The sequence below is a fragment of the Pseudomonas sp. B21128 genome (assembly GCF_044218865.1).
GTDB lineage: Bacteria > Pseudomonadota > Gammaproteobacteria > Pseudomonadales > Pseudomonadaceae > Aquipseudomonas > Aquipseudomonas iridis.
The window spans coordinates 2,236,593-2,251,829 of record NZ_CP162590.1 but is presented as its reverse complement, the minus strand read 5'-3'; the positions used below and the strand labels follow the sequence as shown (position 1 = coordinate 2,251,829).

Genomic DNA, 15,237 nt, shown 5'->3' with positions numbered 1-15,237 from the left:
GTGCCGCCTCAAAAGGGCGGCACCTGTTTCATTGTCGTCACTCGATCGGGAGCAGTTACTCATGAATGCCTTGCGGCGCATCTGGGACCACTTCGAGGAAGGCTTCATTGTTTTCCTGTTGGCGGCAATGACGCTGGTGACGTTCGTTTACGTCATCCTGAACAACCTCTATAGCGTTTTCTACAGCTTCGCTGAGCAATGGCAAGGCGCAAGTGAACCGTTATTCGCGATTGGCGACAGCATCATGGGGATGGCCCAGGCCATGACGTGGAGCATCGCGTTGACCAAAGCCCTGTTTGCCTGGCTGATCTTTTTTGGCTTGTCCTATGGCGTGCGCACTGCAGGGCATATCGGCGTCGATGCCTTGGTGAAGCTGGCCAGCAAACCGGCTCAGCGCATCATCGCCATCATTGCCTGCCTGTGCTGTCTCGCCTATGCGGGGCTGCTCAGTGTCAGCAGTTTCGAATGGATTCAGACGTTGTTCATCGCCGGTATCGGCGCCGAGGATCTCGGTCACTACGGCATCATGCAGTGGCACATCGGGCTGATAGTGCCTGTCGGTTTCGCTCTGGTGTTCATTCGCTTTGCCGAAATCCTCGTGCGCATTGTGCAACACCGTCAAACCGGTCTGGGCCTGGCCGATGAAGCCGCAGATGCGATGAAACTGACCGAACATGAGGATGACAAGAAATGACCATTCTGTTCCTCTTCGTCGCCCTGTTCGTGCTGATGTTCATCGGCGTGCCGATCGCCATTTCCCTGGGTTTGGCCGGTTCGATGACGATCATTCTGTTCAGCCCCGACTCCGTGCGCTCACTGGCCATCAAGTTATTCGAGACATCCGAGCACTACACGTTACTGGCGATCCCGTTCTTTTTGCTGGCCGGCGCGTTCATGACCACGGGCGGCGTCGCGCGACGCCTGATCGACTTTGCCAATGCGTGTGTCGGTCATATTCGCGGCGGTCTGGCCATCGCAGCCGTCCTCGCGTGCATGTTGTTCGCCGCGCTGTCCGGCTCGAGCCCTGCAACGGTCGCGGCCGTGGGTTCCATCGCAATTGCGGGCATGGTCCGCTCCGGTTATCCACAGGCGTTCGGTGCCGGCATCGTGTGCAATGCCGGTACGCTGGGCATTCTCATTCCACCCTCCATCGTCATGGTGGTATATGCCGCTGCGACGGAGACCTCGGTCGGCAAGCTGTTCATGGCCGGAGTCATACCGGGTTTGCTGCTGGGTACCGCGCTGATGGTGGCTATCTATGTCGTCGCCGTCAGGAAAAACCTGCCCGCCATGCCACGTGCCACCGTTCGTGAATGGTTTACGGCAGCACGCAAAGCCATCTGGGGCCTGTTGCTGATGGTCATCATCCTGGGCGGCATCTACTCAGGAATGTTCACCCCGACCGAGGCGGCGGCAGTCGCGGCGGTCTACTCGGCATTCATTGCACTGTTCGTCTACAAGGACATGACGTTCCGTGAGACACCGAAAGTGCTGCTGGAATCCGCCAAGCTGAGCATCATGCTGATGTTCATCATCGCCAATGCCATGCTGTTCGCTCATGTGCTGACCACCGAGCAAATTCCGCAACAGATCACCGCCTGGGTCATCGGCGCGGGGCTGACGCCGGTGACGTTCCTGCTGGTGGTGAACATCGTATTACTGGTGGCGGGGGCGTTCATGGAGCCTTCGGCAATCATCCTGATCCTGGCGCCGATCCTGTTTCCGATTGCCGTGCAGTTGGGGATCGACCCGATCCACCTGGGCATCATCATGGTGGTGAACCTGGAGATCGGGCTGATTACTCCGCCCGTGGGGCTGAACCTGTTCGTCACGTCGGCGGTGACAGGCATGTCGCTGGGTGCCACCATCCGTGCGGCGATGCCTTGGCTGATTATCCTGTTACTGTTCCTGATATTGATAACCTATGTACCGTGGATTTCGCTGGCCCTGCCAAACTGGCTGGGGATGACGTAACCGGGAAGAGTTTTCCTGGCCACTACTTCGATCACATTTGAACGCTAAGCTTGGCCTATGGATGACTCAGATTACTTACGCCTGCTGACCATTGCGGCCGAGCAAGCCAACGCGTTCCTGTCCAATGCCCGCAAATGGGAGCGAGAGCGTTGGGTCTGCCAGCGCCTGCTGCAAGGCCTGAACATTCCTTATCGCGCCGACGAGTTCGCGCCTGCCGGCGAGCCGCCGGACGTGCTGTTTCGCGACGCCAACTTCGAAGTATTCTTCGTCCTCGACGAGGGGCGCAGGCTTAACGACGAATGGCGCGATGAACTGCAACGTCGGCGCAGCGCGTTTTCCCTCAGTCAACTGGTGCGCCGCGAAGCCAAGCCGAAGCGGATTCCGGCCAACGAATTTCTGTTACGCCTCGCGCCGACCCTGCGCAAAAAAGCGCACAACTACAAGGAACGCGGCATGGATCTGGGTGAGCTGGACATCATTGCCTTCGCCAGCCTCAAACGTGAAGTGCTGGACCTCAACAGCCACTTTCCACCGCCAACCGAATATTTGCGTCAGGGCTGGCGTTCGCTATCCCTCGTCGGCCCGACGTTCGCCCGCGTGCTGTTTGCGCACCCCGATGCACCGGACTTTCTGCGCAGTAACCTGGGGCGCAGCATCGTCTTCGATGTCGGGATCAGCCTGTGACACCCCTTCAGCAATTGATCGCCGATGTCCCGCAAACCGGCACGGTGCGCTGGATCGGCGTGCGCCCTGAATCCCGTGGACCGATGATCGAACTCGATGCCGTTGAAGCACGCCTTGAAGCCGGACTGACCGGCGACCACGCCCGCCCTGGGGTGCGCAACGCGCGGCAAGTGACGCTGATTCAGTGGGAACATCTGGCCGTGATCAGCGCATTGATGGGGCGCCCGCACGATCAACCGGTAAAACCTGAAGATCTGCGGCGCAATCTCGTTATAAGCGGGATCAACCTGTTCAGCCTCAAGGGCAGGCGCTTTCGTATCGGTCAGGCGATTTTCGAAACCACCGGCTGGTGCCAGCCCTGCGCACGCCTGCAGAACAACCTCGGCCCCGGCACCTTTCAAGCGGTACGCGGGCATGGCGGAATCACCGCGCGGGTGTTACAAAGCGGCATCATTCGCCTCGACGATAGCCTCTGTGTCAAACCGGTTCCGGACAGCGGCTATGCTGCGTTCAACCCCGGTTGAAAACCGCTGTAGCTTCTGCACATTCAGCAACGTCTACCTGACGAGGCCTTTATGACCAGCCGCCTGAAACCCGAAGACCAAAAGCATGTCGAAGAGTACCTGCAACTGTCCCAACACCGTGTCGAGCGCCGGCCTTTCCGGCCGTGGATGCTCCTGGTGCTGGTGTTGGCGGTGACCATTGGTCTGGGCCTGTTGAGCCGATTTATCAGTTACCTGACGCTATGAGCAGCATCGCGCTCGCTCGGGTAACCGCACCGATTTCCTTTAAAAACCTTGCGAGTTATCCCTATGTCCCATCGTATTGTTATTGTCGGCGGCGGCGCCGGCGGTCTGGAGTTGGCTACCCGCCTGGGTAAGACTCTGGGCAAGCGCGGCACGGCCAGTGTGATGCTGGTCGACGCGAACCTGACACACATCTGGAAACCGCTGTTGCACGAAGTGGCGGCTGGATCGCTGAACTCTTCCGAAGACGAACTCAACTATGTAGCCCAGGCCAAATGGAACCACTTCGAGTTCCAGCTCGGGCGCATGAGCGGGCTTGATCGTGCGGCGAAGAAAATCCAGCTGGCCGCCACCTACGACGAAAACGGCGTCGAACTGGTACCCGCCCGCGAAGTGGCGTATGACTCGCTGGTGATCGCAGTCGGCAGTACCACCAACGATTTCGGCACTCAGGGCGCGGCGCAGCACTGCCTGTTCCTCGACACCCGTAAACAGGCCGAGCGTTTCCACCAGCAACTGCTCAATCACTATTTGCGTGCACACGCCGGACAAACCGATGTGGTCCAGCAGATCAGCGTGGCTATCGTCGGTGCCGGTGCTACCGGCGTCGAGCTGGCGGCAGAATTGCACAACGCGGCGCATGAACTGGCGGCGTACGGCCTCGACCGCATCAAACCGGAAAACATGCACATCACCCTCATCGAAGCCGGGCCGCGGGTTCTGCCTGCCCTGCCGGAGCGCATCAGCGGGCCGGTGCACAAGACGCTGGAGAAACTCGGGGTCAACGTGATGACCAACGCGTCGGTCAGCGAAGTGACGGCCGACAGCCTGATTACCGCCGATGGCAACGAGATCAAGGCCAGCCTGAAAGTCTGGGCGGCGGGCATTCGTGCACCGGGTTTCCTCAAGGATCTCGATGGCCTGGAAAGCAACCGCATCAATCAACTGCAAGTGCTACCCACCCTGCAAACCACCCGCGACGAAAACATCTTCGCGTTCGGCGATTGCGCCGCATGCCCGCAACCTGGCTCCGACCGCAACGTGCCGCCGCGTGCGCAAGCCGCGCACCAACAGGCTTCGCTGCTGGCCAAGTCGCTGAAACTGCGCATCGAAGGCAAGACCCTGCCGGAATACAAATACACCGACTACGGCTCGCTGATTTCGCTGTCGCGCTTCTCGGCTGTGGGTAACCTGATGGGCAACCTGACCGGCAGCGTGATGCTCGAAGGCTGGCTGGCGCGGATGTTTTACGTGTCGCTGTATCGCATGCACCAGATGGCGCTGTACGGGCCGTTCCGCACGGCAATGCTCATGCTGGGCAGCAAGATTGGTCGCGGGACTGAGCCGCGTCTGAAGCTGCATTGATGCAATAAAAACTGTGGGAGCGAGCTTGCTCGGGAAGGCGGCGTGTCAGTCGACATTAATGTGGCTGATCCGATGCTTTCGCGAGCAAGTACGCTCCCACAGGGTTTTCTATTGCTCTTAAGAGATGTGTCTGACTGTATCCTCCCCCACTCCCCCCACCTTCGCTTACAAACTCCCCGCTCCACGACACAGACGCGATACACCGCCACCGCCTAATGGCCCCACCCGAGCACACCTGCTCCGGCTGATCGTCCTTAACGTGTGGTTGCGCTGTGCAACCGTAGGAGAATGCAATGTCCCATCACTCGACTCTCGGCAAAAAATCCATTGGCCTGTTCGGCGCTGCGCTGGCGGGAGGTCTGATGCTGTCCGGCTCGGTATTCGCCGCGCAGCCGCTGGCTCAGGGCTATATGGTCGCGTCAGCAGAAACCTCGGTAAAAACCCCGGAAGGCAAATGCGGTGAGGGCAAATGCGGGGATGCCTCGATGGCCAAGACTGACAGCGATGGCGACGGTAAAGTCTCGCGCGCCGAGTTCATCAAAGTCGCGCCGAAATCCGACTTCGACAAGATCGACACCAACCATGACGGCTTCATCGATGAGCAAGAGGCCTACAACAACGTCAAAGCCAACTTCGAAGCCAACGGCAAGAAAATGCCCAAGGGCCTGTTCGAACACCTGAAAGATCAAGACGGCGCCTGAGTCGACCGAGGGTGAAGCCGCGTCTTTCTTTGGAAAACGCGGCTTTTTTACGCCCCAAACAACCACTGCTGCTGTTGGGCTTATAAATGCCGGACAAAAAAAATCCCCGTATCTTTCGATACGAGGATTTTTAATATGGTCGGGGTAAGGGGATTCGAACTCCTGACATCCTGCTCCCAAAGCAGGCGCGCTACCGGACTGCGCTATACCCCGGTAAAAAAAAGGCGACCTTTCGATCGCCTTCTTCGATCAGCGCTTTTGGCCTCTGATCTTAAGATTCGATCCCAGCGTTAACTGGTTTCAAAAATGGTGGGTCGTGTGGGATTCGAACCTACGACCAATTGGTTAAAAGCCAACTGCTCTACCAACTGAGCTAACGACCCAAAAATGGTCGGGGTAAGGGGATTCGAACTCCTGACATCCTGCTCCCAAAGCAGGCGCGCTACCGGACTGCGCTATACCCCGGTTTGAAATTGGCTCCGTGACCAGGACTCGAACCTGGGACCCAATGATTAACAGTCATTTGCTCTACCGACTGAGCTATCACGGAACTACATATTTCAATTTACAACGGTGAAACTTGAAGCTTTCAGACTCCGTTCGCATCGCTGCGTTCGTGTGTCTGAGGCGCGCTATTCTACAACCTAGAACACCTCTGTCAACCCCCTAAATCGCTTTCAAGTTAATGATTTGCAACTTATTTCAGATTTCCGCTCAGTGAGCTGAAACCCTTGTGGGTGACTGACTGCGGGGCGCACTTTACAAGCCTTTTCCTTTTAGTTCAACAGCCTGGCGAAAAAAAGGCCTCGCAATGCGAGGCCTTCCTTATTTCATTGACGCTGCGGATCAGTGGAAAACGATTTCGTCGTTCTCCACGGCACCTGTTGCTGTCGCGCCAGGCAAGAAATGCCCGGACAGGATCAGTTGCGCCAACGGGTTTTCGATCCAGCGCTGGATCGCCCGCTTCAGAGGACGTGCGCCATAGACCGGGTCGTAGCCGACGGCAATCAGCTTGTCCATCGCCTCCGGACTCAGTTCCAGCTTCAGCTCGCGCTCGGCCAGACGGCTGCGCAGGCGGCCCAACTGGATCTCGGTAATACCCGCGATCTGATCCCGCGCCAAAGGCTCGAAGATCACCACCTCGTCGACCCGGTTGATGAACTCCGGACGGAAGTGGGAAGTCAGCGCGTCCATGACGGCCGCACGTTGTGCCTCATGATCACCGACCAGTTCCTGGATCTGCGACGAGCCGAGGTTAGAGGTCATGACAATCACGGTATTGCGGAAATCGACCGTACGGCCATGACTGTCGGTCAGACGGCCATCCTCAAGCACTTGCAGCAGAATGTTGAACACATCCGGATGCGCCTTCTCGACTTCGTCCAAGAGGATCACCGAGTAAGGCTTGCGCCGTACCGCTTCGGTCAGGTAACCGCCCTCTTCGTAACCGACGTATCCCGGTGGCGCACCGATCAGCCGTGCCACGGAATGTTTCTCCATGAACTCGGACATGTCGATCCGCACCATCGCCTCTTCAGTATCAAAGAGGAACTCGGCGAGAGCCTTGCACAGCTCGGTTTTACCAACACCGGTCGGGCCGAGGAACATGAACGAGCCGCTCGGACGATTCGGGTCGGACAACCCGGCGCGCGAACGACGCACCGCATTGGAAACCGCCACGACTGCTTCTTCCTGACCGATCACGCGCTGGTGCAACAGGCTTTCCATCTTCATCAGCTTGTCGCGCTCGCCTTCGAGCATTTTCGACACCGGGATGCCGGTCCACTTCGACACGACTTCCGCGATTTCTTCCTCAGTCACCTTGCTGCGCAGCAACTGGTTTTCGCTCTTGCCGTGCTGGTCGACCATCTGCAGGCTGCGTTCCAGGTCCGGGATGACCCCGTACTGCAACTCCGCCATGCGGTTCAGATCGCCTTTGCGGCGCGCGGCTTCCAGTTCCTGACGGGACTGTTCGATCTTCTGCTGAATCTGTGCAGAACCCTGTACCTCGGCTTTTTCCGAGTTCCAGATTTCTTCCAGGTCCGAATATTCGCGCTCAAGACGGACGATTTCTTCCTGAAGTTTTTCCAGGCGTTTCATCGCCGCTTCATCGCTTTCTTTCTTCAGGGCCTGAGATTCAACTTTCAGCTGAATCAAACGGCGCTCCAGACGATCCAGCACTTCCGGCTTGGAATCGATCTCCATGCGGATGCGGCTGGCGGCCTCGTCAATCAGGTCGATGGCCTTGTCCGGCAACTGCCGATCAGTGATGTAACGGTGGCTGAGCTTGGCCGCTGCAATGATCGCGCCGTCGGTGATCGCGACTTTATGGTGAACCTCGTAACGCTCTTTGAGGCCACGCAGGATCGCGATGGTGTCTTCTTCGCTCGGCTCTTCCACCAAAACTTTCTGGAAGCGCCGTTCGAGGGCCGCATCCTTCTCTATATATTGGCGGTACTCGTTGAGCGTGGTCGCGCCAACGCAATGCAACTCGCCGCGAGCCAGCGCAGGCTTGAGCATGTTGCCCGCATCCATGGAGCCTTCGCCCTTACCCGCGCCGACCATGGTGTGCAGTTCGTCAATGAACAGAATGATCTGCCCTTCCTGCTTCGACAGCTCATTGAGCAGCGATTTCAGGCGTTCTTCGAACTCACCGCGATACTTGGCACCGGCAATCAGCGCGCCCATATCCAGCGAGAGCAGACGCTTGCCCTTGAGGCCATCCGGCACTTCGCCGTTGATGATGCGCTGGGCCAGACCTTCGGCAATCGCGGTTTTACCCACGCCAGGCTCACCGATCAATACCGGATTGTTCTTGGTGCGACGCTGCAGAACCTGGATGGTGCGACGGATTTCGTCGTCACGGCCGATCACCGGATCAAGCTTGCCATCTTCGGCCCGCTTGGTCAGGTCGACGGTGTATTTATCCAGCGCCTGACGCGACTCTTCGTGGTTGGCGTCGTTAACGGCTTCGCCACCGCGCAGGTTGTTGATCGCGTTTTCCAGAGCTTTCTTGCTCACGCCCTGGCCGAGCAACAGCTTGCCGAGCTTGCTGTTTTCGTCCATCGCAGCGAGCAACACCAGTTCGCTGGAAATGAACTGATCGCCCTTCTGCTGGGCCAGACGATCAGCCTGATTGAGCAGGCGCGCCAGATCCTGCGACATATTCACGTCGCCAGTCGGGTTCTGGATTTTTGGTAACTGATCGAGCTCTTTGGTCAGCTCTTTTCGCAGACTGTTGACGTCAAAGCCTACTTGCATCAGCAGAGGTTTGATCGAACCACCCTGCTGTTCAAGCATGGCCTGCATCAAGTGCGCCGGCTCGATGGCCGGATGATCGTGGCCGACAGCCAACGACTGGGCGTCGGACAAGGCCAACTGTAATTTGCTGGTTAAACGGTCTATACGCATGGGGTCACCTTCCTTTTGAGCAGGCCGGACCTGAAAACCATCCTGAATAAAGAAACCTGCCAGATACCACTGTAGATGCGGTCGATTCTGGGAGATTCAAGCGTCGGAGAGTTGATGCAGATCAGAGAGTTTAGCGGGTGAGCCAAACAAGGGAGGCGAAACGACCGGTGCGCGACGCACGGCGGTAAGAAAAGAAGCGCGGATCGGTCACGGTGCAGAAACCGCCACCATAAACAGCCGTAACACCCCGTTCAGCCAGACGCAGGCGCGCCAGCATGTAGATGTCAGCCATGAACTTGCCTGCATTGTCGCTCGGTACGAACGCTTCTGCTGCTTCAGGCAATTGATTGATGAAGACTTCCCGCACTTCCGGGCCGACTTCAAAGGCTTTCGGGCCAATGGCTGGACCGAGCCAGACCAGCACGTCTTCGGCCGGGACATCGAGCGTGTCGAGCGTGGCTTCGAGTACGCCCGCCGCCAGACCTCGCCAACCGGCATGGGCTGCTGCAACACGAGTGCCCGCACGATTGCAGAACAGAGCCGGCAAACAGTCCGCTGTCATCGCCGCGCAGGCGATACCGGGCGTTGCAGTCCAGCTGGCATCGGCCGTCGCCACAAGGCGTGGGTCAGCCTGTGCCACGGCAATTCCGTGGACTTGCTGCAACCATGCAGGCTTTATAGAAAAGTGATCGGTCAGACGCCGACGATTCTCGGCTACAGCCTCGGGACGGTCATCAACATGATCGCCCAGATTGAGGCTGTCGAACGGCGCCTCGCTGACACCTCCCTCGCGGGTGGTGACACAGGCCCTGACGCTGGCCGGCGCAGGCCAGTCCGGCGTCAGCCAGTTCATCCGATGAACGCCTCGCGATCCTGTTTGAGCAGGGTCAGCAGCCAGACGAAATCTTCCGGCAACGGCGATTCCCAGCTCATGCGCTGACCGGTCGTCGGATGATCCAGCTCAAGGAAACGCGCGTGCAGTGCCTGACGCGGGAACTGCTTGAGGGTTTCGACCATGTTCACGTTGGCGGCTGGCGGAATGCGGAAGCGACCGCCGTACGCCGGATCGCCGACCAACGGGAAGTTGATGTGCGCCATGTGCACGCGAATCTGGTGAGTACGACCGGTTTCCAGTTTGACCCGCACGTGAGTGTGGGAACGGAAACGCTCCAGCACGCGATAGTGGCTGACGGCAGGCTTGCCGCCCTCCATCACCGCCATGCGCTGGCGCTGCTGGCCGTGACGACCGATCGGGGCGTTGATCTTGCCCCCGGCGGTGACCACACCAATCACGATGCACTCGTAGATCCGGCTGACGCTGCGACTCTGCAATTGCGTAACAAGCTTTGTCTGCGCCTGAATGGTCTTGGCCACCACCATGAGACCGGTGGTGTCCTTGTCCAGACGATGCACGATACCGGCGCGCGGGACATTGATGATGTCCGGCACATGGTGCAGCAAGGCGTTGAGCAAGGTGCCATCAGCGTGACCGGCAGCCGGGTGCACCACCAGGCCCGCAGGCTTGTTGATCACCAGGATGTCGTCATCTTCGTAGACGATATCGAGCTCGATGTCCTGGGCGATCCACTCACCCTGAGCTTCCTGCTCGGCAGTCAGTTCAAGGATGGCACCGCCATGAACGATGTCGCGCGGGCGGATGACCGCCCCGTCCACAGTCAGGCGACCTTCTTTGATCCAGGCGGAAAGGCGCGAGCGTGAGTGCTCAGCGAAGAGTTGGGCAGCGACTTGATCGAGGCGTTGGCCGCCCAATTCGGACGGCACCTCTGCGCGAAGTTCAATTTTATCGGACATGCTCTGACTGTGCGTCGGCACAGCTTTTGGTTTCGGCTGCGCGCTTGTGGTTAAATACGGCGTCTTTTGCCCCGAGGCTTTTCAACGGGGCGCTCATCATAACAGGACGGCCCCGCCCAAGACAGCGGCCGTCATAGGGACGCAAGCCGCCATGCAAGTGAAACACCTGCTGCTGATCGCCATCCTCGCATTGACCGCTGCTTGCTCATCGAAGGAAGTCGTAGACGAAAACCTGAGTGAAGCCGAGCTGTATCAGCAGGCTCAGACTGACCTGGACAACAACAGCTACACCAGCGCCACAGCCAAGCTGAAGGCACTGGAGTCGCGTTATCCGTTCGGTCGCTACGCTGATCAGGCACAACTCGAACTGATCTACGCTAACTACAAGAACGCCGAGCCGGAAGCTGCAAAGTCTGCCGCCGAGCGTTTCATTCGTTTGCATCCGCAGCATCCGAACGTGGATTACGCGTATTACCTCAAGGGTCTGACTTCCTTTGACCAGGACGTCGGCCTGCTGGCGCGCTTCCTGCCGCTGGACATGACCAAGCGTGACCCGGGCGCTGCCCGCGACTCCTACAACGAGTTCGCACAGCTGACCAGCCGCTACCCGAACAGCCGCTACGCGCCGGACGCCAAGCAGCGCATGATTTACCTGCGCAACCTGCTGGCCGCCTACGAAATCCACGTAGCCGACTATTACCTGACCCGTCAGGCTTACGTCGCCGCCGCCAACCGTGGCCGTTATGTAGTGGAAAACTTCCAGGAAACCCCATCGGTCGGCGACGGCCTGGCGGTGATGACCGAGGCTTACCAGCGTCTGCACCTGGACGAACTGGCCAACACCAGCCTGGAAACCCTGAAGCTCAACTACCCGGATCACCCGGCCCTGCAAGACGGCCAGTTCGTGCCACGGGTTGCAGAAGCCGACAACCGTTCGTTCCTGAGCAAGGCGACCCTCGGTCTGATCGAGTCGCGTCCGCCACTGCCGCCGGGAGAGACCCGCGCCAACCAGGACGTGCAGAAGCAGTTCCAGGACGCGAAAGATTCGATCCCGAACGAGCTCAAGCCTAAAGACGAGAACGGCGACGTGATCGAAGAGCCGGAGCCGGAATCTGCCGACACCGACCGCTCGTGGTTCAGCTACATGACTTTCGGCGTGTTCGACTGATCACACCGGCGGCACAGAAAAGGGAGATCTTCGGATCTCCCTTTTTCATTACCGCCCTTAATAGCGCTGTGCGCTTGTCAGGAGCTTGGCTAAACTGCCGAATCATCCGTCGAAAAGCCGCTCATCATGCTTCGTTTATTGTTTTGGATTGCCCTGATATTTGCTGCGATTTGGTTGTGGCGCAAATTCAAGGCCCCTGCTTCGTCCGCCCAGTCTCCTCGCGAGCAGGATGCTGCACCGATGGTGCGCTGCGCCCATTGCGGCGTGCATCTGCCCCGCGACCGCGCGCTGAGCCTTCAACAACAGTGGTATTGCAGCCAGGCTCACCTCGAGCAAGGCCCAGGTTCCAGTGATCGCTGAGGCCTCCCACGCCGACAGCAAACAGGCTCAGCGTCTGCTGCGCCTTTATCATCTTTACCGTTTAAGTATCGGCATCACCTTGGTGCTGCTGATCTCCAGCAACATGGACAACCGCCTGCTGACGTCGGCCAACGACGATCTGCTGCGCAACGGCAGCTGGCTGTACCTGGTGCTGAACATTTTGCTGGTGGTGTTCCTGGAGAACACCCGACGCCCCGCGCAATTGTTCAGCCTGGCGCTGGTCGACGTTCTGATGCTGTGCGGGTTGTTCTACGCGGCTGGCGGCGTGGCCAGTGCGCTCGGCAACTTGCTGATCGTTTCTGTGGCGATCAGCAATACCTTGCTGCGCCGCCGCATCGGTCTGCTGATCGCCGCCATCGGCGCCATCGGCATTGTCGGATTAAGCTTTCTGCTGAGTTTCAGCCACCCCCTGAGCGCCAACGAATACCTGCAGGCCGGCACCCTTGGCGCGTTGTGTTTTGCCGCTTCATTGCTGGTGCAGGGGCTGGTCCGGCGGCTGGAGGTCAGCGAAACCCTGGCCGAGCAAACCGCCAGCAAAGTGGTCGGCCTGGAGGCTCTCAATGCGCTGATCCTGCAACGCATGCGCACCGGGATCCTGGTGCTCGACGAACAACGCCGGATACAACTGGCCAATCACAGCGCGCAGACCCTGCTCGCGCAATCGCACCTTCAGGGCCATTTGATCGACGATTATTCGACCGCGCTGGTCGAACGCCTGCAATTGTGGCTGAACAACCCGACACTGCGCCCACAAAGTCTGAAAATCCCCGGCAACGGTCTGGAACTGCAGCCTAGCTTCATCGCCCTCGAACAAAGCCCCAATCAACAAACCCTGGTGTTTCTCGAAGACCTCGCGCAGATCGCTCAACAAGCCCAGCAACTGAAACTTGCCTCGCTCGGACGTTTGACGGCCGGCATTTCCCACGAGATTCGCAATCCGCTGGGCGCCATCAGTCATGCCGCGCAGTTGTTGGGGGAATCCGAGGAACTCGATAGCGCGGATCGGCGTCTGACGCAGATTATTCAAGACCACTCCCAGCGCATGAACCGAATTATCGAAAACGTCCTGCAACTGTCCCGCCGTCAACAGAGCGCTCCACAACGGCTGGACCTCAAGCCGTGGCTGGAAAACTTCGTCACTGAGAGCCGCATGCAAGCTACCGAGCGGCAGAAGATTCATCTGCGGATCAACTCGGGCGACTTCGCCACCCTGATGGATCCCAACCAGCTCACACAAATTCTCGACAATCTTTTACGCAACGGCTGGCGTCACAGCGCCATGCTGCATGATCAGGCCGAGGTCTGGCTGGCCCTGTTCATCGACCCCGAAAGCCAGCTGGCGGTGCTCGAGGTTCAAGACAATGGCCCCGGCGTACCGCTTGATCAGCAAGCGCATCTGTTCGAACCGTTCTTCACCACCAGCAGCCAAGGCACCGGCCTGGGGCTTTATCTGTCCCGTGAGCTGTGCGAAAGCAACCAAGCGCGCCTAGACTTCAATCCACGCCAAGGCGGCGGCTGCTTTCGCATCACCTTTGCTCACGGACGGAAACAAAGTTGAACACGAGCCCACGGCAAAAAATCCTCATCGTCGACGACGAACCCGATATCCGCGAACTCCTGGAAATCACCCTGGGACGGATGAAACTCAACAGCTACAGCGCACGCAATCTGGGTGAGGCCCAGGCGCTGTTGCAGCGCGAGACCTTCGACCTGTGCCTGACCGACATGCGCCTGCCCGATGGCACGGGGCTGGAACTGGTGCAGCATATTCAGCGACGTTATCCACAACTGCCGGTGGCGATGATCACCGCGTACGGCAGCCTGGAAACGGCAATCAATGCGTTGAAGGCGGGCGCTTTCGACTTTCTGACCAAACCGGTAGATCTCACCCGACTGCGGGAATTGGTCGCCACTGCACTGCGCATGCCCGCCGCTGGCGACGCAAGCACCTCAATTGATCGACGCTTGCTGGGTGATTCGCCGCCGATGCGCAACCTGCGCAAACAAGTCGACAAACTCGCACGCAGCCAGGCACCGGTGTACATCAGCGGTGAATCCGGCAGCGGCAAAGAGCTGGTCGCACGACTGATCCACGAACAAGGGCCTCGCGCCGGCAAACCGTTCGTGCCGGTGAACTGCGGGGCAATCCCCTCGGAACTGATGGAAAGCGAGTTTTTCGGTCATCGCAAAGGCAGTTTTACCGGCGCGGTCGAGGACAAACCGGGCCTGTTCCAGGCTGCACAGGGCGGGACATTGTTTCTCGATGAAGTGGCGGACTTGCCACTGTCGATGCAGGTAAAGCTGCTGCGGGCGATTCAGGAAAAAGCCGTACGCAGCGTCGGCGGTCAGCAGGAAACCGTGGTCGATGTGCGCATTCTCTGCGCGACGCACAAGGACCTCGACGCAGAAGTCGCCGCCGAACGCTTTCGTCAGGATCTTTATTACCGGCTAAACGTGATCGAATTGCGTGTGCCGCCCTTGCGCGAGCGACGGGATGACATTGAGGTGTTGGCGGCGCACATGCTTCAGCGTCTGGCCAAAGACACCGGCCAACCCGCGGCACGCCTGCATCTGCACGCTTTGGAGGCTCTGAAAAACTATCGGTTTCCGGGGAATGTGCGGGAACTGGAGAACGTGCTCGAACGGGCGCATACCTTGTGTGAGAACCGTACGATCGAGGCTGAAGATTTGCGCTTGAGCGAGGGCAACTGTGCGGCGGATGGCGCGATTGCCGATCTGACGCAGATCGACAATCTGGAGGATTATCTGGAGAACGTCGAACGTAAACTGATTTTGCAGGCGCTGGAGGAGACCCGCTGGAATCGGACGGCGGCGGCGCAGCGGTTGAGTCTTTCATTCCGGTCGATGCGTTACCGACTGAAAAAGCTCGGTCTGGATTGAGGGCCCTATCGCGGGCAAGCCCGCTCCCACAGGTTTTGTTGGTGTACAGGGATTCGACGAACACACCGAACGCTGTGGGAGCGGGCTCGCCCGC

Annotated in this window: 14 protein-coding genes and 4 tRNA genes; 11 read left to right on the top strand and 7 right to left on the bottom strand. The window is 58.9% G+C overall.

Going from position 1 to position 15,237, the window contains the following annotated elements; genetic code table 11:
- Positions 1–61 precede the first annotated feature (61 nt).
- The 7 genes from AB4P91_RS10035 to AB4P91_RS10005 all read left to right on the top strand — a co-directional run bounded on the left by AB4P91_RS10035 (position 62) and on the right by AB4P91_RS10005 (position 5,470).
- On the top strand, positions 62–694 hold the full coding sequence (locus tag AB4P91_RS10035; protein ID WP_042561120.1) for a TRAP transporter small permease: 633 nt from the start codon (positions 62–64) through the stop codon (positions 692–694).
- On the top strand, positions 691–1,974 hold the full coding sequence (gene dctM, locus AB4P91_RS10030; protein ID WP_042561121.1) for a C4-dicarboxylate TRAP transporter large permease protein DctM: 1,284 nt from the start codon (positions 691–693) through the stop codon (positions 1,972–1,974). The genes AB4P91_RS10035 and dctM overlap by 4 nt, the downstream gene beginning before the upstream one ends.
- A 57-nt stretch (positions 1,975–2,031) precedes the next feature.
- Positions 2,032–2,658 (top strand): DUF1780 domain-containing protein, encoded by a 627-nt coding sequence (locus AB4P91_RS10025; protein WP_007909887.1) that lies wholly within the window; start codon positions 2,032–2,034, stop codon positions 2,656–2,658.
- The gene (locus tag AB4P91_RS10020; protein ID WP_395604722.1) at positions 2,655–3,182 is read left to right on the top strand and encodes an MOSC domain-containing protein; all 528 of its coding nucleotides are present in this window, start codon (positions 2,655–2,657) and stop codon (positions 3,180–3,182) included. The genes AB4P91_RS10025 and AB4P91_RS10020 overlap by 4 nt, the downstream gene beginning before the upstream one ends.
- A gap of 51 nt (positions 3,183–3,233) precedes the next feature.
- Entirely contained in the window at positions 3,234–3,407 is a 174-nt protein-coding gene (locus AB4P91_RS10015; protein ID WP_042561123.1) for a DUF3094 family protein, read from the top strand.
- A 63-nt stretch (positions 3,408–3,470) separates the two neighbouring features.
- Positions 3,471–4,769, top strand: a complete 1,299-nt coding sequence (locus AB4P91_RS10010; protein ID WP_042561124.1) for an NAD(P)/FAD-dependent oxidoreductase — start codon at positions 3,471–3,473, stop codon at positions 4,767–4,769.
- Between the two features lie 293 nt (positions 4,770–5,062).
- On the top strand, positions 5,063–5,470 hold the full coding sequence (locus tag AB4P91_RS10005; protein WP_150595326.1) for an EF-hand domain-containing protein: 408 nt from the start codon (positions 5,063–5,065) through the stop codon (positions 5,468–5,470).
- Between the two features lie 136 nt (positions 5,471–5,606).
- Here the strand turns inward: AB4P91_RS10005 and AB4P91_RS10000 are convergent.
- The 7 genes from AB4P91_RS10000 to rluD all read right to left on the bottom strand — a co-directional run bounded on the left by AB4P91_RS10000 (position 5,607) and on the right by rluD (position 10,693).
- Positions 5,607–5,683, bottom strand: a tRNA-Pro gene (locus AB4P91_RS10000).
- Between the two features lie 94 nt (positions 5,684–5,777).
- Positions 5,778–5,853 (bottom strand) — tRNA-Lys (locus AB4P91_RS09995).
- 5 nt (positions 5,854–5,858) lie between these two features.
- Positions 5,859–5,935, bottom strand: a tRNA-Pro gene (locus tag AB4P91_RS09990).
- A 9-nt stretch (positions 5,936–5,944) separates the two neighbouring features.
- Positions 5,945–6,020 (bottom strand) — tRNA-Asn (locus AB4P91_RS09985).
- 296 nt (positions 6,021–6,316) lie between these two features.
- Positions 6,317–8,881 carry an ATP-dependent chaperone ClpB gene (gene clpB / locus AB4P91_RS09980; protein ID WP_150595325.1) on the bottom strand — a complete coding sequence of 855 codons (2,565 nt, stop codon included), beginning with the start codon at positions 8,879–8,881 and terminating at the stop codon, positions 6,317–6,319.
- Positions 8,882–9,011: 130 nt separating this feature from the next.
- Positions 9,012–9,734 carry a peptidoglycan editing factor PgeF gene (pgeF, locus tag AB4P91_RS09975; RefSeq protein ID WP_395604721.1) on the bottom strand — a complete coding sequence of 241 codons (723 nt, stop codon included), beginning with the start codon at positions 9,732–9,734 and terminating at the stop codon, positions 9,012–9,014.
- Complete coding sequence (gene rluD, locus AB4P91_RS09970) at positions 9,731–10,693, bottom strand: 23S rRNA pseudouridine(1911/1915/1917) synthase RluD (RefSeq protein ID WP_042561128.1); 963 nt, start codon at positions 10,691–10,693, stop codon at positions 9,731–9,733. The genes pgeF and rluD overlap by 4 nt, the downstream gene beginning before the upstream one ends.
- Before the next feature lie 151 nt (positions 10,694–10,844).
- Between rluD and AB4P91_RS09965 the strand changes: the two genes are divergently transcribed.
- The 4 genes from AB4P91_RS09965 to AB4P91_RS09950 all read left to right on the top strand — a co-directional run bounded on the left by AB4P91_RS09965 (position 10,845) and on the right by AB4P91_RS09950 (position 15,143).
- The gene (locus AB4P91_RS09965) at positions 10,845–11,861 is read left to right on the top strand and encodes an outer membrane protein assembly factor BamD (protein WP_150595323.1); all 1,017 of its coding nucleotides are present in this window, start codon (positions 10,845–10,847) and stop codon (positions 11,859–11,861) included.
- A 126-nt stretch (positions 11,862–11,987) separates the two neighbouring features.
- Positions 11,988–12,221, top strand: coding sequence for a PP0621 family protein (locus AB4P91_RS09960; protein WP_042561130.1), 234 nt, complete (start codon positions 11,988–11,990; stop codon positions 12,219–12,221).
- A complete protein-coding gene (locus tag AB4P91_RS09955) occupies positions 12,211–13,800 on the top strand; it encodes a sensor histidine kinase (RefSeq protein ID WP_395604720.1) in 1,590 nt (529 codons plus the stop codon). The genes AB4P91_RS09960 and AB4P91_RS09955 overlap by 11 nt, the downstream gene beginning before the upstream one ends.
- On the top strand, positions 13,797–15,143 hold the full coding sequence (locus AB4P91_RS09950; protein ID WP_395604719.1) for a sigma-54-dependent transcriptional regulator: 1,347 nt from the start codon (positions 13,797–13,799) through the stop codon (positions 15,141–15,143). The genes AB4P91_RS09955 and AB4P91_RS09950 overlap by 4 nt, the downstream gene beginning before the upstream one ends.
- The last annotated feature ends 94 nt before the right edge of the window (positions 15,144–15,237 follow it).

What these genes read in the sequence shown, in the direction of transcription:
- AB4P91_RS10035 (WP_042561120.1), top strand. Translation starts at nt 62, where the DNA reads ATGAATGCCTTGCGGCGCATCTGGGACCACTTCGAGGAAGGCTTCATT.
- dctM (WP_042561121.1), top strand. Translation starts at nt 691, where the DNA reads ATGACCATTCTGTTCCTCTTCGTCGCCCTGTTCGTGCTGATGTTCATC.
- AB4P91_RS10025 (WP_007909887.1), top strand. Translation starts at nt 2,032, where the DNA reads ATGGATGACTCAGATTACTTACGCCTGCTGACCATTGCGGCCGAGCAA.
- AB4P91_RS10015 (WP_042561123.1), top strand. Translation starts at nt 3,234, where the DNA reads ATGACCAGCCGCCTGAAACCCGAAGACCAAAAGCATGTCGAAGAGTAC.
- AB4P91_RS10010 (WP_042561124.1), top strand. Translation starts at nt 3,471, where the DNA reads ATGTCCCATCGTATTGTTATTGTCGGCGGCGGCGCCGGCGGTCTGGAG.
- AB4P91_RS10005 (WP_150595326.1), top strand. Translation starts at nt 5,063, where the DNA reads ATGTCCCATCACTCGACTCTCGGCAAAAAATCCATTGGCCTGTTCGGC.
- clpB (WP_150595325.1), bottom strand. Translation starts at nt 8,881, where the DNA reads ATGCGTATAGACCGTTTAACCAGCAAATTACAGTTGGCCTTGTCCGAC.
- pgeF (WP_395604721.1), bottom strand. Translation starts at nt 9,734, where the DNA reads ATGAACTGGCTGACGCCGGACTGGCCTGCGCCGGCCAGCGTCAGGGCC.
- rluD (WP_042561128.1), bottom strand. Translation starts at nt 10,693, where the DNA reads ATGTCCGATAAAATTGAACTTCGCGCAGAGGTGCCGTCCGAATTGGGC.
- AB4P91_RS09965 (WP_150595323.1), top strand. Translation starts at nt 10,845, where the DNA reads ATGCAAGTGAAACACCTGCTGCTGATCGCCATCCTCGCATTGACCGCT.
- AB4P91_RS09960 (WP_042561130.1), top strand. Translation starts at nt 11,988, where the DNA reads ATGCTTCGTTTATTGTTTTGGATTGCCCTGATATTTGCTGCGATTTGG.